Annotated in this window: 15 protein-coding genes; 2 read left to right on the top strand and 13 right to left on the bottom strand. The window is 35.6% G+C overall.

Going from position 1 to position 15,645, the window contains the following annotated elements; all coding sequences use genetic code 11:
- The 7 genes from AC2IP4_RS20795 to AC2IP4_RS20765 all read right to left on the bottom strand — a co-directional run bounded on the left by AC2IP4_RS20795 (window position 1) and on the right by AC2IP4_RS20765 (window position 7,989).
- A complete protein-coding gene (locus AC2IP4_RS20795; RefSeq protein WP_486317205.1) occupies window positions 1-3,087 on the bottom strand; it encodes a hypothetical protein in 3,087 nt (1,028 codons plus the stop codon).
- Between the two features lie 108 nt (window positions 3,088-3,195).
- Window positions 3,196-3,420 carry a hypothetical protein gene (locus AC2IP4_RS20790; RefSeq protein WP_486317204.1) on the bottom strand — a complete coding sequence of 75 codons (225 nt, stop codon included), beginning with the start codon at window positions 3,418-3,420 and terminating at the stop codon, window positions 3,196-3,198.
- A 113-nt stretch (window positions 3,421-3,533) separates the two neighbouring features.
- The gene (locus tag AC2IP4_RS20785) at window positions 3,534-3,887 is read right to left on the bottom strand and encodes a hypothetical protein (RefSeq protein WP_486317263.1); all 354 of its coding nucleotides are present in this window, start codon (window positions 3,885-3,887) and stop codon (window positions 3,534-3,536) included.
- A 20-nt stretch (window positions 3,888-3,907) separates the two neighbouring features.
- Complete coding sequence (locus AC2IP4_RS20780; protein ID WP_274440619.1) at window positions 3,908-4,120, bottom strand: hypothetical protein; 213 nt, start codon at window positions 4,118-4,120, stop codon at window positions 3,908-3,910.
- A gap of 283 nt (window positions 4,121-4,403) precedes the next feature.
- A complete protein-coding gene (locus AC2IP4_RS20775; protein ID WP_486317203.1) occupies window positions 4,404-6,932 on the bottom strand; it encodes a fused MFS/spermidine synthase in 2,529 nt (842 codons plus the stop codon).
- A 47-nt stretch (window positions 6,933-6,979) separates the two neighbouring features.
- Entirely contained in the window at window positions 6,980-7,213 is a 234-nt protein-coding gene (locus AC2IP4_RS20770; protein WP_486317202.1) for a hypothetical protein, read from the bottom strand.
- Window positions 7,198-7,989, bottom strand: coding sequence for a TfoX/Sxy family DNA transformation protein (locus AC2IP4_RS20765; protein WP_486317201.1), 792 nt, complete (start codon window positions 7,987-7,989; stop codon window positions 7,198-7,200). The genes AC2IP4_RS20770 and AC2IP4_RS20765 overlap by 16 nt, the downstream gene beginning before the upstream one ends.
- Window positions 7,990-8,406: 417 nt before the next feature.
- On the opposite strand from AC2IP4_RS20765, the gene AC2IP4_RS20760 reads away from it, so the two are divergent.
- Both AC2IP4_RS20760 and AC2IP4_RS20755 read left to right on the top strand, forming a co-directional pair.
- Window positions 8,407-9,162, top strand: coding sequence for a DNA/RNA non-specific endonuclease (locus AC2IP4_RS20760; protein ID WP_486317200.1), 756 nt, complete (start codon window positions 8,407-8,409; stop codon window positions 9,160-9,162).
- A 16-nt stretch (window positions 9,163-9,178) separates the two neighbouring features.
- Window positions 9,179-9,646 (top strand): hypothetical protein, encoded by a 468-nt coding sequence (locus AC2IP4_RS20755; protein ID WP_274440623.1) that lies wholly within the window; start codon window positions 9,179-9,181, stop codon window positions 9,644-9,646.
- Window positions 9,647-9,704: 58 nt separating this feature from the next.
- Here the strand turns inward: AC2IP4_RS20755 and AC2IP4_RS20750 are convergent, their stop codons facing one another.
- From AC2IP4_RS20750 to AC2IP4_RS20725, 6 genes are all read right to left on the bottom strand, one after another.
- Window positions 9,705-10,511 (bottom strand): hypothetical protein, encoded by an 807-nt coding sequence (locus tag AC2IP4_RS20750; RefSeq protein ID WP_486317199.1) that lies wholly within the window; start codon window positions 10,509-10,511, stop codon window positions 9,705-9,707.
- Entirely contained in the window at window positions 10,504-11,319 is an 816-nt protein-coding gene (locus tag AC2IP4_RS20745) for a hypothetical protein (protein ID WP_192957868.1), read from the bottom strand. The genes AC2IP4_RS20750 and AC2IP4_RS20745 overlap by 8 nt, the downstream gene beginning before the upstream one ends.
- Window positions 11,319-11,984: a hypothetical protein gene (locus AC2IP4_RS20740; RefSeq protein ID WP_192957869.1), complete on the bottom strand. Its 666-nt coding sequence runs from the start codon at window positions 11,982-11,984 to the stop codon at window positions 11,319-11,321. The genes AC2IP4_RS20745 and AC2IP4_RS20740 overlap by 1 nt, the downstream gene beginning before the upstream one ends.
- Before the next feature lie 75 nt (window positions 11,985-12,059).
- A complete protein-coding gene (locus AC2IP4_RS20735) occupies window positions 12,060-13,139 on the bottom strand; it encodes a zincin-like metallopeptidase domain-containing protein (protein WP_486317198.1) in 1,080 nt (359 codons plus the stop codon).
- Window positions 13,140-13,142: 3 nt separating this feature from the next.
- Window positions 13,143-13,370 (bottom strand): hypothetical protein, encoded by a 228-nt coding sequence (locus AC2IP4_RS20730; protein WP_486317197.1) that lies wholly within the window; start codon window positions 13,368-13,370, stop codon window positions 13,143-13,145.
- Window positions 13,363-15,645, bottom strand: a complete 2,283-nt coding sequence (locus tag AC2IP4_RS20725; protein WP_486317196.1) for an ATP-dependent helicase — start codon at window positions 15,643-15,645, stop codon at window positions 13,363-13,365. Before AC2IP4_RS20725 ends, AC2IP4_RS20730 begins: the two co-directional genes overlap by 8 nt.

The raw sequence follows: 15,645 nt of genomic DNA, 5'->3' as shown, positions 1-15,645 counted from the left end.
CTAATTATCCAAATCAAATAATGAATGAGTATTTTCTGAGAACCCTGACTCAACAAGCCATTGAGCAACATCAACATCAATCGTTCTATAGTGAACGTCTACCATCATTAGTATTTCAAATTCAGACAAATGTGAGCTAACAAGTCGAGCAACCTTTGGATACGATTTAGATAAAATATTTTCTGAATCTACTTGTCTGCATTGTAGAAGTGAGCTAATAAAATTCAAGATTAGTGACTTATGCTCAAACTGTAGTAAATCAGAAAGAGAATGGTATAGGTTCACAATCATTCTAATTGGATAAATCGCCATTCCTTCCCAATGTGTTTCTGATAGCGATGAAAAATCAGATCTCTTTTGAATTAATCGTGTTGGAAGGAGCAACGTTGGGTGGTGGACATCAGTGTATTTTGAGTATTCTTTTTTATACACAGATATCTCCTTACTCGATAATATAACGTCCATCAAATCTAACATCGATGAGCAGCGAGTATTGTCATCAGTACTTTCAATGCCCTCTTGGTACATTGCAAGAAATGACGATGACAGATTATCACCACGATTCAAGTGTTGTGATAATTTCTGAGCTTGTGCAACATCTTTGGTATAAGAGCGCTTAACGTACTCACTTTTTAGTCTTTCTACATATTGTGAGATGTCTTGCTCTAACAGATCTTGTAGGGACAACTCCACTTTATCGGTATCCCACGGTAAGTGTATTCTGCTGATCCCCTTTTGCTTATGAATGCTCTCAACATCTTCCAGTGAAATACCAGAAAAATGCGCAGAACTAAATACATGAACAATGCGATAACTTAATAATTCATCAGTCAACAATCCAATTTGGGTCCATTGATTATCAATAACAGAGTAAAGTTCGACATAATCAGGGAAGCGATATCCGTAATGCTGATCTTGAACTCTTGATTGATACGGCAAATCATAAACGGTCGTAGCCTCAACGCCCACCACCAAGTCACGCCCATTACTGGCAATAAATAATAATTTCTTATTATGTTCGCTTGCCAAAAATTCAACCGTATCGATGAATGATGCTTCTACATGGTAAGAATCTTGAGCCAACTTAGCGATACTGGTAATCAACTTACTTGATGGTAATGCTAACGTTGAGCGAGCTTTGGTATTTTTAGATAACCACTTTAGGATCAATAGCAGTAAATCATCGTTATTAAGTTCAGGTAAACGATCTTGAAGTTCATTGCGGAGTGATAGCGTTTCTTCGTTAAGGTTTTTCAGAAAAACATAGGCGGTCATCAGTGATTGCATTCGAGATCTAATTGTTGGCCGTGCTACGCGAGAAGAAAGAATGGTTTCCAACTCAGAAAGTCGTATAGACATTAGATTAAGCATGTTTTCTGTACGTTCAGGGTTAATTGAAACTCTAGCAACCTTTTTATCGGCCATTTTATCGCTATTACCTGAATATGTGGTGGGTACATTGACTGAAATAGACTCCTTACTTGCACTCACAGAAAGCACACTAAAATAGTCATCAGCGTCATAGTCCAATCTTGGTTCAAAATCATTATATATACTTGAACTAAAGTAATATAAACCTTTTGCATTCTCAGGAGTTATCAGCCCTGCATTAAATACAATAAAATCATTTATTTTGTGTTCACAGATAAGATGAGAGCTTAGCCACTTTCTCGGAGAGCCAGCAACCGTGTCGCCACCAATTAAAAAATCTTCATCGTTAATCAAATTAATGTTCTTAGCGATCAGTTCAGGCGTGAATAAACTCGCGCCATAAGCTTCCTCAGCTAACGCACCAAAAACAACATGTTCACCCGTACTTTGTCTATCAATGATCCCTTGGAATATGGCAGCGACTTTAGAATACATTTGATTTAATGATTCAATCTTATTTTGTGCATCCGTAAGCTCAGTATCATCAGCGTCAATTACATTATCGAGCTGGCTATTCATCTCATCTAATGTAGGGAATAAACGATCCTGATAATCAATCGGTGAATAAATACAACTCACTCGCTGACCATCACGAATTAGCAACCCAACACTGCGGTTTTTTCGGTTTGCAATCAGATCACCAAGACCACCACCGTAATCTTTCTTATTTCGTCTTGATTGAAAGCAGATGACTGAACGCTCAGTAGGTAAGATGCGCTCTAAAAACTCAGGCTCATCAGCCAATCGTTTGAAGAAATGGTCATCGTTAGTGTAATCAAATTCACCATCGGAAAATAAACTATGAGTTAGCATTTCTTCATCAGCGTAAATCTTATGACAAAAGAAATTAATCTTAGCTTTGCTGGTTGATTCAGGCTTATCAATAAGAGTAAAACAGTCAACCCCTTCACCTAAGTACAGGTTCAACATATCAACTTTGCTCATTACTCCATTAACTGAGTCTTGCATAAAGCGAGCTTGCCCCTGAACAGCTTGAGCTTTCTCAGTTAATATTGAGGCGCTAAAAGAAATCACTTGTGATAACTCATTGGATTTCACCTTTGAGTATGTTCCTACCACTTCACCAAGCGCTTTTTGATTTAGTAGTTGTCGTCGTACAACATCCACAGACTGGCCATTAACTAAAGGAATGATAGTGTGTTCATTACTGCGGTTATGCTCGGGAGAAGGCAATACAGGTATACTAAAATCGATTTCAGAGAGACCACTCTTTATCTCTTCATTGCTTGATGTTCGAATTAATTCATAAATGGATTCAGGGTTAGATAATGCCATTTGCATTTCACCCTGAATTTCTTTGACTTGCGATTCAAAACCATCAAGTAGCTCTCGACGTTCTTTCTCTGCGGTTTCAGGAGCGACATAAGTAAAGTGCAATTCAAAATCTTTAAACGAAATGCATTGTGAGTCCGAGTATAACGTTTCATGCTTAGGGATATGGAGAGTGAGGTTATGAAGATCACCACTGATAGCGTGATAATCCATTCCAGTAATGATGTATATGTTGTTTGGGGTAAAATACTTACTTAAAGTTGTCTCTCCCAAAGGTTCGAATCGTGAATAATCACCGTGCGTAATTTTAGTTCGATGGTCCTCTTTTTCTATACATGATTCATACTTTTTAACATCACTCATGATCTACATTACCTATCCATATACGATAGAGTTAATCTAACATTACTAATGTTACATATCAATCTTAATACGATAATTGACCTGTATTATTTTTCTAAAAAACAGCACCTATTTATTCAAAAGAATCAAAGAGAATTGAGCGGCATCTGACTCACTAAAATTACCTAATTTATATGGTCCACATTTACACATAATGCAATACCAGCCACTATTTAAACGGGGCTTTTCTTGGTTTGGGATAACCGTAAAAAGTTTATGCTCCATCTCCTCTGCACCACAAGAGGGGCATGGTGGTGGAGACCAGTTTTCTATCATTGATAACATATCCATCATTGTTAAATTCACCACTACTTATAATTTATAAACATGATTAATGATCAGAATAAAGAAAAAACACTCAGCATTATCAGTGCTAAGTGTTTTATTATCGCTGCTCTACCTAAAGCCTATTTAAAAAAATCTTTAACAATCTGTATCAATTGCTTTATCGCGTCTATCGACTCTTTAAAATTCAACCAAGATACTGAACCAGAAACAAAAGCCAGCGCCCATACAATCCCTACAGATCCACCGTCTCTTAAAACATACTCAGCGAATAAGAACGAAACAACAAACCCACCAATTACACCTTGAATAACCCATCCAAAGAGCCAACCGAGACGCTTCTTAGTTATTCTATTATCATTAACATCGTCACTTCCCTCACTTGGGTAGTTTTTACTTCCCAGCCAATTAAACAAAGCACATGTTGCAGATGTCAAAACACCAGCGGCAATTGCACCGCCAAAATATAAAATCACATTCAAATTTATCTCCTTAATTAAATTTCATTTTTTTTACTATCAGCCAACAATATTGCACTTTCAATATCAACAATTTTGTATTCATCAGGACATTCAACCCATTTCGCAACAAAAGGTTCTTCATTAATTTGAATATAACAAAGATCTGGTTTTGGCCAGAAGTAATCAACCGCATAAACAAGTGAAAGGATTGTTGCTACAACTAATCCTATTGGTTCTCTACATATCATAATAATTATAATTCCTTTATAAAAATATTATTAACGTTTTATATTTCTTATTTGTTCGAAGCGTTTCCCATTCAACAAAACCATCAATCCAAAAAAAACACTCGTCATTAAAATAAGTAGTTCATAAACTCCTGATTCTATATTTAGATTCTCTCCATTTATTCTTTTGTATTGAATAAAAATAACAAAGAAAAAATTACCCAGAATAGAAGCCACAAACATAAAGTAAAATGTGGTTGCTATTAAACCCCTAAATCTTTTCATTAAAATATACCTATGCAATCTATTTAGAATGAGACGAAATCAACCAATCCACATACGGATCACCTTTAAAGCGTCCATAATCAGTCTTATTGAAAGCACCCGTTAACATCAACCGTTGTAGTTGGTTCTTGTGTTTTAAATCAAGCTGGTAACTCGTAGGTACAGCTATAGATTTAGATTGTTCAAGTACATTTAGTATTTCTTGATAAGTAAATAAAATATCATCTATAAATAGGTTGTACTGGTCTACTTCTAATAGAGCGTTATCATCAGTAATAAGCTTAGAGTCATTCAAATAAGAGAAAAAATCATTATTAGACCCAAGATAGGTAGCGATTAAATCCGTCGTGTTTTCTATTCCAACCTCTGCAAGCGAACTCGCTATCTTAGGGTTAGCATCCCATTTGGATTGAATATCAGAAAACGTGAGTTTATTAAATGGATGGTCTGAGCCGATAATTAAAGCTTCAAATCTTTCTGTATACCACACATTAACGAATTTAAAGTTTTCCATCATTGTGTTTAATATGGCACGAGAGGCCATAGAGCTCTGAGTCGTTAACGGGAACCACTGCGCAACAATTCCATCTCTGTTCATTCTGGCTTTAGCTAATTGATAGAATTCTGAAGAATACAAATTATTAACACCAGCACTTGACGGTGGTGGTGGCTCAAGAGTAATGATGTCATACATCTTATCTGTTTTAGCTAGCTGAAGACGCCCGTCACCAATCGTAACGTTCACTTTATCTTGATTGACGATATCGTAATTACTCTCTTTGAATAATTGAGTTGCTTCAATCATATCGGGTAACAATTCAAATACATCAACCGACTTAATGGAATCAACCTGAGAGAAAGCACCAGCCGTGATACCCGTTCCCAAACCAATGACTAATGCATCTTTTGGCTCTGAATTATGAACAAAGTAAGGTAAGTAAGACTGTAAACGCATATAACGTAAAGAAGGCATCGAGTCAGCAGTATTCGATTCACCACGAACAAACAATCGCTTAAATGAATCACTACCTGAATTTTCCTGAAAAACAGAAATTGAGTACCCTTTACCTTCAGTAAAAAATACTGACTCGGTTTCTGTTCCCTCATATCTTTCAGCTAATAGAAGGTGTGTTTTATTCGTTGGCAATGCGTGTTGAATGACAAAACCACATGACAGTAATATGGCTATAAATGCCCACTTTTTAGTACCTTGATTTTTTAATGATAAGAAAGTAATAAATACAATACCAATCCACATGATCACCTTTAATGAAGGGACCACACCAAGTGAAGGGATCAATATAAACCCAGTAAGTATTGTTGCTAATACGCCTGCTAGCGTGTTAGTTCCTAATAAAACGCCAGTATCTAATGCAGCATCAGAACGTCGCGATATTTTGATAACCAGTGGAAAAATAGCCCCGAACAAAATGCTTGGGATGAAAACTGTAAACAATACAATTGGAAATATATTTAACACTTCTAATATTCTCAATTGCCAATAAGCATTAGGAACCGATGGGTCGCCATTCAAGTATTCAAAGAATGAAACCACAAAGTAAAAAATATCATTGGACGCATGAAACGCTAGGCTTTGCGATAAAAAGAAAATAAAACATAGCGGTGATATGACTGATAGTGAAGATAAAATAAGCACACTTCGGTATGCGGCTTTTCTCGATAATGTCAAAGAAGCAAAGAACGTACTGCCAATACCAAGGCCACCAAGCATCACCGTCACAATGACTGAATAGTTAATGCTTCTTGATGGGATTATTTGATTCAATAATTGTAGCCATGATATTTCATAGGAAAGTGAGCAGAAACCAGTAAGGGCATAAAGAGCGATAAGATCGTAACGGGGGGAAACGGATGATGTCGCCTTACTTGGAAGAGGTTTACTTATTACATTATTTTCAACCCAGAAACCAACCACCACAATAAAAGCATTCAATGAATAAAGGACGTATAAACTTTTTGTCACACCAAGTAAGGGAAGTAATACGCTAGCTGATAAAAATAGCCCTAACATCGCACCGAATAAGTTAACACCATATACAACCCCTTCATGCAAAGGGTGTTCAAGTTTTATGAATAGCCTGATCAATGCTAATAATGTCCCCCCCATAAAAAACGCTGGAATTGCAAAAGTGATACCTGTTACAACAAGTGCGCCAATACCTAACATTTCAGATAAGTTCAAATAAAGCCAAAGAGATTGCGATATGAATGAGCATAAAATAGCTAAAGCAGTAACATAGAATTCAAGCTTATAATAAGCAAGATCACGAAATTTATCTCTGGAAAAAAAGAGTGTGCCTAAGCCTAATCCTAAAAAGAAACCAGCGATAACGACACTGCTAGAATATAAATCAACACCAACGGTAACGGTTAAAGATTTAAACCAAAAATACTGATAGCCTAAAGACGCAAAACCAGAAATAAATGTGAGAAGGTATAAAACACCTCTCTTATTCAATTTAACATTTAAGGATTTAGATTGAATCGAACAATCAGACCCTTTCAATGAATTTTCATTTGCATTCATAACAACTTCCTGTAATTAACATATTTCCTAAACAATATAATAAATGGCTAAACTGCTTCTAAAAAAACTTCCAGATATTCATGCTCATCTCTATTCAATAGATCATCTATATGCAATCCTTCTTCATACGATAATGGTTTACCTCCAACAAGAGCCCAACGATGTTCATGTTTTAAAAAACCTTTCTTCCCCGACATTATTGAATCTCTATTAGTTATATGAGAATCACCATTTAATAAAATATAATTTCTTGACTCATAAAGAGTTAAACCATTGCCCATGATTTACATCCCATAACGTTATGAATACTTTTTCTGGCCTGTATTTTTCCTTCATATTGTTGAACTAGAGTTTCACGTTCACTATTAGTTAATAATGAAAAATGTTTATAGTTCAATGCAGCATGTAAAGAAAAGAGCATTGCATAGCTGGCATTACTATTAATTTTCCTGATCGCCCGAAATGCTTTAACCGCTCCCATCTGTTCTAATTCAGGAATATTATTTACTCCAGCCTTAATTAAAATTCGCTTGAGTGCTGCGGTTATATTTGGGAGCTTTCTCAAATCATTTGCTTTACTGATATTGTTATCTTCTTTAACGCATAACAAGTAAGACCCTTGCAATATTTGCGCTACTTTATTTTTTTCTTTAACCGATATTGGAATGGAGTACCAGAAATTATTTGTAGAAAAATACGTTGGACGTTTACAAGGATTACTTACAGGATTCTCTATGGCCACATGTAATGACGTAATTTCTTCAGCAGCTAAGCTCTGACGTTTGTTTCCACCCTTTGCATTATTAACCTTCGGTATTAATTGGCTACCAAGACTTATCCAATACTGGAGCATTTTTTCAGGTACTCGAAAATAAAAAGATCCTTCATGAACTTTTAAAAACATAACATCCTTGTATGTAAATAAGCCACCACCGAATAATTGACGATATAAAACATCATTCATATCCCACTCCAGCATTTCAGCTAACTCATAAACAAAGGCCTTAATGTCTGAAGGTTTAACATCCATCTTAGAAAGCTCTAGTAAATTTTCCATAATCAACCTAATCCACCTAATTGTTAGAACAATTTTAAACAGTTACAGTGTCACCTATAGGCTCACAATGCACATACATAATCTTATCGCATTGAGACAACACTCCTTTGGGTCATAATTAGCGCAACAAAAGGGTTATTTTGTTGCGCTAACTTCATAACCACCACTTAACGTAACTATTATATGTTTTTTTTATAAAGTGGTCACCTGTGTATACTTGTTAATTTGCATAAAAAACAAACCAAATTACACAGAAAAGATTTTTCAGGAAAATGCTTAAAAAATTCTTAAATTTGATAATAAACCATAAATATACAGCAAATGTCAGATTCGATATCACACATAATCACCATAAACTTTATTTTTTATATAATGCGTTTACAATAATATACTAACATTGTAATTTTGGTGAAAAACATGCTCATACCATTAAAAAAGAAAATAATCGCTACAGCTTGCTTTGCTTCACTGACATTAGCCTCAATATTGCCATTATCAGTACATGCAGAACCTATTTATCAGATTACTTATAAGAATTTTGATATTTGGATTAATTGTGAAACCAAAAGTGCGATTCAATGGAAGTATGTTGCCGTCAAAGATATTGCAAACTACGACCGCTATAATCGATTTTTTCGTGACCCTAATTTACCAAGTAAATGCCAACAAACATCAGTATCAACATACAAAACAAAAAAAGATGAAGTTAAATATGATAGAGGCCATTTAGTCCCTGCAAATTCGCAAGATAGTAGTGACTTAGCCATTAAACAAAGCAATATTATGACAAACGTCCTACCGCAAGCAGCTCAAATGAACAGGGGCTCATGGCTGGTCACTGAGCAATATGTAGAGTGCAGAAGAGATAAATCTGACGTAACAGTGATAGGTGGTGCATTCACTGGAGAAACCCCTGAAAATGGTGACTTCATGATCAGCCACGGCATTAAAGCCCCTGAAGCATTTTGGAAAGTTGCTTATTACGGGAATGAAGTTATTGCATGGTGGATCCCAAACTCTCCTACAGCTACAGCAAATCAAATTGACAACTACATTGTAACCACTGCTGAAATAGAGCAACGAATTGGCCAAAAAATAGATGTCCCCATTTTTTTGAAAAACAAAAAACCATTAAAAACTAACGCTAGAGTTTCTGGCTGCAACCTAAGTTAAAGGAGAAGGAATATGTATGGATACGTATGATACAACAGACATACCGCCTGTTTTTTCAATCAGTTCCACAGCAAAATTGAAATTTTTTCCATTGAAGCTTCATTTACCCCATCAAATACGGCACGAAAAGGACCAATTAAATAATGTTCCATTTTTGCCAATGAATAATATTGAAGGGGTAACACTATCAAGTGAAACAAGCCAAACATTTTTAAATATCTATCATCAACTAACAACGGGAGAAGGAAAGCAATTAAAGAACTATACACTGTCATCAGATAGAACTCGTTTAATCAGCCAAGAATCAGAAAGTCATCCTGTTCTTGCTTTTATACAATTAAGAGATTGGATAAACGCCATCGTTTATGAAACGCGAAGGCTTAAATGTGAGGGAGCCGAAGAGGTAAACAACATATTTAAAGTTATGACTGAATGGCGTTGGGAGCACCAAGCATGCGTCATTATGGTAGTCTTAGTGCAATAAATTAATAAAAATACATGCTCGTTAGTATATCAATATATAAACATATCATAGAGCGTATTTAATGCCTTGCTAAGCTTGAAGCCTGCATTAACAATGAATGGTCTAACCATTTTGAAACCACATTAGAATAATCTTGATAGCTATCCACTCCTAACAACGAATTACTTAATATAAGCCCCGATAAATCCTTCAGATTGTAACTATCAAATGTAAAATCATACTGCTTTAGCAACTCATAAAGACTACGCGCCTGTTGATATTTAAAAGGACATACATTTGATTTCATAGGTAAATTTCCTGAAAAATCCGCACTATACAAACTTGGTGATATTTGTAATAAATGATGAAATGAACTCGCAATGCCAAAGACTTCTTTTTGATATTCTGCTGTGTTTACTATCGGTTCGATAACAACGTCATTAAAGTTTAATTCAAATAAATAATTAAACGAACGACCTGTGACATCTTGAGAGATATTCATTACCAACTCTAAAATGACATGGTATTGCTCAATTCTGACCATATCGACCCAGCTATGAAAAAAAGACTCATCATGCCTTAAACCTAGTAATCCTGAAGAGTATTGAGGTAAGTCATTTCGGTCATAATAAGCAATCGCACATGCCCTCGCGAACCTTGGCCCTAACGTTATATCAACTGATTCGACATGAGATAAGTAAAAACTTCGCTGATTATCTTCATCATTAAGCAATTCTGATAGCTCATTAACTTGACCAGAAAGAAGATCACTTACCATGCTTTTTATTTGAGGTTCACACTCTTTAAACCAACGCAATGCCTCATATTGAACAATACCAATGCTTGCATCTCCAAATAATGTCCCACTCATATAAATATCAGACATCGCACATCTCCCATAAGGCATATGATTCACTTACTACTTTATTTTTCTGAAAATCAGGGGCTTTCAGGCGGCCAGTATAGTCAATAAGTTGTACTTGAACTTCATTATCAAACGTTGCTAAAACACGACCAATATACTTATTCATAAGCAGCCCTGAATTAGAATCTAACTTACAAACAACATGATTATACTTCCCCTCTATCGCAAATTTATTTTGATAGAAGGCTCGTTGTTCTGTACGTAAAACCTCTAACGCTTCCGCTTTCTCTCGTTTTAACTTTCGTTGAGTAAGCTCTTCATCCCAAAATAATTTCATTTCTCGTTGCTTGTGAGTTAAGAACCCAAGCGAACGAACATGATCTAACCATGCTTGATTTTCAGGATTAAATGGGACCGTAACCATTAAGTCATGTTGAGTTAAATCGTCACATACCGCAGATTGGGAAGGTTCAAATGAGTACGCAAAGATAGGGGCTTTAATATCCTCTTTTACACAATATTGGCCATCTCTATAGCCTTCAGAATCATCACATAATGAATCCAATGCATTGACTAGCAAAACCCTATCTACAGCGTCACCACACCAATTAGCGGATAATTGCTCTGTCATAAATTGAGGGTCATTACTTAAGTATATTAATGGCTTACTTGGTGTATCGAGATTAGCCCACTTTTCAATATAATAAATTAGATCTGTATTTATAGAAGATAATGATAATACAGGCTGAGTTTGTTGAACTGCTTCCTCAGTGGTGGAACATGCCACCACATTAAGTAATACAGATAAAATCAATGCAAAACGAAGCATTAAGCGTCCTCCTCTTGCAACCTAAACGCCTCTTCTTCCACCTCTTCTAAAGAAGGTAAACCATCTTCTTTTGCATTCATAGTGAAGAATTGAGGCTCATTTTCTTCTGCTACTTTTTTAATTATTGAAGCTGGAGAAGACAAAATAATAGCGTCTTCCATAGCCACTAATGATAGTTGATTAAACTTAGCAAATGAACGCGAGAAATGTACTGTCTGATAAGGTTCAGCTTTTAATTCACTAAACTCATTTACAAAAGATTGCGTAAAATCATTAGATTGAGGGATGAAAGAAATGACTTTCAATAGTTGCCCTGTCATATCATCAACAAAATGCACTTCAAAGGTAGCAACTTCGCCTACCGTTGGATAGATTGGAAAATCAATTATTTGAGGATTAATCGGAACTAAACTCGTAAAGTTGCTTGAGTTCAATTTAGTGCGCCAATGAGCACCTAAAACCATAGCGCACCCCTCTCGATAGATAGAAAGGGAGACATCAGTAATGTTATTAACTGACTTACTATTTAGTACTTTTAGAATTACGTAATTTTTATTATAGGTAAATAACGACATAAAAATACGTTCTTTACTGACTACTACGCTTTCTTGAGGGTATTGTTGACCAATAAAAGCAAAGTAATTGATATCATCTGGTGAATACATAGAAACCTCTTTTATAACTAAAAATATTATTTAACTGACGTTATGTATTGTAACATAACCATCAATTCAAAAAACTTAAAAAGCCACAGTTAACGGCTCTGATTCTTGTTTTTTGATCTCTTGGGATTTTTCTAAAAAACGCTCCATTGACTGTGAAAACACATCTTTACATCGTGCTTCTAATTCAGTTTTGTAAGCATCAATTTCAGGTTTCATTCCCGATGATTGAACAATAAAGTTAGAGCAACGTTCAGCTTGAAATAATGAGTCTACGAAATCCTGTTTAGGGTCTTTGCACTCATCCAAATAGTGTCCTAAGTAACGAGCATTAAGTTTACTTTCAATGTTTCTGAATAGCTTTTTACCTAACATATAAGATGTAAATTCTGCGACCAGCTCCTCACGAGCATAAGCTTGTTTTTTTGTTTCTCCTTTTTGAGCTTTCACATCACGATTCATACAACTTTCATGGGCTGTAGCGTGGCCAATTTCATGAAAAGAAACACCATAAAATGAAGACTTAGAACGAAATAAATTAGGGTGCGGCATTTGAATAGCATGATCTTTAGGTGAGTAATGAGCTGAATCACAATGACTAAAGATAATATCTACATTCATTTTTTCCGCACTACCGCGAATAAACTCTTCAATTGCTTGGTCTTTTTCAAATGGTTTTTTAGTAATATTGAGCTCTTCCAGTGTTGGCATAGGTGGCGCATTTGTAAAACAGCTCATATGAAAGACAGTCTGATAACTCCTGTAAGGCTTTTCAAGCTTCTCCATCGTCTTAGTGCCGTCTTTATCTTTTACTTCTTTATGCGTTTTATACAATAAGACCTTGCTGCCCTTAGAGCCTTTACGCATCTTAAGACCAATATTTTTCGCTTGATTAAAACCAATAAAGCGATTATCCCAATCCCCTGACTCATGTAAGTTATTAACTAAATGACGCTCCAAGTTAGAGGCATTTATTCCCGAGTAAAACCGTCCAGTAAGAGCGTTAATAGGTAATGCCAATTCAGGTACAGCCGACCACATTGGTCCTTTTTCAATATTTGGCCCATCTAATTCACTTTTAAAAGATTCAAACAGAAGATTAAATTCATCTTCCCAAATATCATTAATACGAGTGGCGACTTGATTCTTCTTAGCCATAATTTAACCCTCTCTAATATTCAAAATTGAATCAATATGCTCAACCTCATTCCAAATATCAGACTCGTCCATGATTTGTTGTAGGTCATGATGAATAGACTCATGAGCTAAATCTAGCTCATCCCTATCAATAACAAATTCATCAAGAAGTGCTGATTCTGCATTGGATGATTTACTCAATGCTTTCTCAAAATCTAACGGGGCATTATGGTTCTGATTTAAACTAGTCATGATTAATATCCTTGTTAATACTTAATGTATCCATATTAGAGAACAAGGTTTCTTCACCGTGAGAAACAGCACGGTAAGTAACCGTATCCTTCAGCAGATATAAAAATCGTAAAGGATCACATTGTTCTACGTTATTTCTAAAAACTCGTGTTGTAGAGTAAGTAAAATTAAGGTGTTCTATCGCTCTTGTTAATGCAACATAAAAAAGTCTTAATTCTTCCTCATATTTATCAGTACCGCTCTTTACTTCTGGCTCTTTCCACCAACTTTCTTCAGAGCAACCGATCACAAATATGGCTTCTTTTTCTAATCCTTTGCTTGCGTGAATAGTCATCAACTCAATGTCTGTCGTATTCTCTTCATCGTCTTTTTTGTTTACTTTATCTAGTAGCGGTCGGGTACAGATGTACTTAATAAGATTGGCATCAGATAACGATTCTTCATAACAAGCATTGAATATTAAATTGAAGTGTTTAACCGCTAAGTCTTTAGATGTATTGAGGCGTCTCTTGCGGTCTTCAGGCGAATAAAACATATATTTATAGCGCTCAGCATAGATAGTACAAAGCTCTTTGACAAAATCGCGTACAGCACCCCAGAATGGTTCCATCAAGCGATTCTCAATCTCTTTGCAATGTTCCTCTGGCATATTGGCATATTGCTCATTCATATCACGACAATAACTATCAAACGTTGAAATGCGAGATGTGCGGCCAGAACAATGCATGATCATTTTTAATACTTGAGATAAGTGATTTTTTGTCGAGGGTTTACATAAGTTTTGTTCAAGAATATAAGACAGTAATTGATGATTATTTACTTCTTTATGGCCACCACTTCGAAATGACTTAAGCGCAGAATTCAAAATCCCTGTTGTGATACCAAATTCAACAAAAGAGGCAAAGAAACAACGCACAGCCTTAATTGAATATGGATTAAAAATTAAGTGCATATAAATAACGATATCTCGTATATCTGGTTCTTCATACAGCCCTTTGTCATTACCTATACGTCGATAAGATACACCACGCGAAATAAGGTAGTTTTCCATATTTTGGCCAAGTTTGTTAAAGCGGTATAAAATGCCTATATCTTGTGGAGCCACCCCACTACTTTTCAAGGCTATAATTTTATTTACTATACTGTTCGCTTCTTGGTCTTCATTGTCATAACGAGAGACTAAGGGCATAACTTCAGACTCTTTATGCCCTATCATATCCTCACTGACTAATTGAATTTTCATGCTTTTAGCAATCGCATTACCTGCGGCCACCACCTTATGAGTAGACCTAAAATTATCAGGCAAGTTAGTAATAACAAGATCTTTAAATTGTTTATTAATGTTGGCCATAAGGTAGCAATTACTTCCACGAAATGAATAAATGGCTTGTTTAATATCACCGAACATAGATAAGTTTTTACCATCACCAACCAATGCCAATAAAAACCGATACTGGCAAACATTCGTATCTTGAAACTCATCAACTTCAAAAATCTTATATCGCTGCTTAAGCTTAATTCTCACGTCCCTTTCTTTTTCAAGTAGAAGCATTGAAAAAACCAGCACTTGGTCAAAATCAATAGACTCACGCTCTCGCAATGTACTGTCGTAATAAATCCATGTTTTTAAGAAATAGATATTCGAATACATACTAGAATCAACATCAGATAAAACTAATTTTTCATTCTCGTTATTAAGCTCTTCAATTGACGTGTACGGGAAGTTAGGTTGTGTCGCTAACTCTTGAAAATAAGTCATAGGGGTAAAACCATAAGATCGAGTTAAGCTTAACCAGCTAGAAAACTCATCATTTGGTTTTTCAAAAAAACACTCTAAATGCTTTCTTTGAGATTGAGATAACCCCGTCATCATGGCGTTTTTACGTATGTGATCGAGTGATAGATTTGAAAACTCAATAGCAAGCGTTTTACCCACGCAACCAAGAGAGCGTAAATATGGATGACCCCAATTAGGTCGTAATATGCGATTCATAGCAAAACTATGAAAAGTCGAAATAATTGCTCTACTGCCCAGCTCTGGTCCTATTAGTTTATTAACTCTTTCTCTCATTTCACTGGCGGCATCACTTGTAAATGTAATAGCAACAACTGATTCAGGATCTCCCGAATTATAAATTGCTTTAACGATGCGTTTAGTTAATACCGACGTTTTACCAGCTCCAGCTCCAGCAGTGATGACCGTTGGACTTCCACTATGTAAAATACCTTGTTGTTGTCGTTCGGTCATTCCATCGAGCAATTGATTAACGTCCAC

The sequence above is a fragment of the Aliivibrio thorii genome, assembly GCF_057368585.1.
This window is presented reverse-complemented; position numbering and strand designations above follow the sequence as displayed.

Bases quoted from the DNA above. Each gene is read 5' to 3' on its own strand.
- AC2IP4_RS20740 (WP_192957869.1), bottom strand. From the start codon at position 11,984: ATGTATTCACCAGATGATATCAATTACTTTGCTTTTATTGGTCAACAA.
- AC2IP4_RS20745 (WP_192957868.1), bottom strand. From the start codon at position 11,319: ATGCTTCGTTTTGCATTGATTTTATCTGTATTACTTAATGTGGTGGCA.
- AC2IP4_RS20760 (WP_486317200.1), top strand. From the start codon at position 8,407: ATGCTCATACCATTAAAAAAGAAAATAATCGCTACAGCTTGCTTTGCT.
- AC2IP4_RS20765 (WP_486317201.1), bottom strand. From the start codon at position 7,989: ATGGAAAATTTACTAGAGCTTTCTAAGATGGATGTTAAACCTTCAGAC.
- AC2IP4_RS20775 (WP_486317203.1), bottom strand. From the start codon at position 6,932: ATGAATGCAAATGAAAATTCATTGAAAGGGTCTGATTGTTCGATTCAA.
- AC2IP4_RS20755 (WP_274440623.1), top strand. From the start codon at position 9,179: ATGGATACGTATGATACAACAGACATACCGCCTGTTTTTTCAATCAGT.
- AC2IP4_RS20730 (WP_486317197.1), bottom strand. From the start codon at position 13,370: ATGACTAGTTTAAATCAGAACCATAATGCCCCGTTAGATTTTGAGAAA.
- AC2IP4_RS20750 (WP_486317199.1), bottom strand. From the start codon at position 10,511: ATGTCTGATATTTATATGAGTGGGACATTATTTGGAGATGCAAGCATT.
- AC2IP4_RS20780 (WP_274440619.1), bottom strand. From the start codon at position 4,120: ATGATATGTAGAGAACCAATAGGATTAGTTGTAGCAACAATCCTTTCA.
- AC2IP4_RS20790 (WP_486317204.1), bottom strand. From the start codon at position 3,420: ATGATGGATATGTTATCAATGATAGAAAACTGGTCTCCACCACCATGC.
- AC2IP4_RS20770 (WP_486317202.1), bottom strand. From the start codon at position 7,213: ATGGGCAATGGTTTAACTCTTTATGAGTCAAGAAATTATATTTTATTA.
- AC2IP4_RS20795 (WP_486317205.1), bottom strand. From the start codon at position 3,087: ATGAGTGATGTTAAAAAGTATGAATCATGTATAGAAAAAGAGGACCAT.
- AC2IP4_RS20735 (WP_486317198.1), bottom strand. From the start codon at position 13,139: ATGGCTAAGAAGAATCAAGTCGCCACTCGTATTAATGATATTTGGGAA.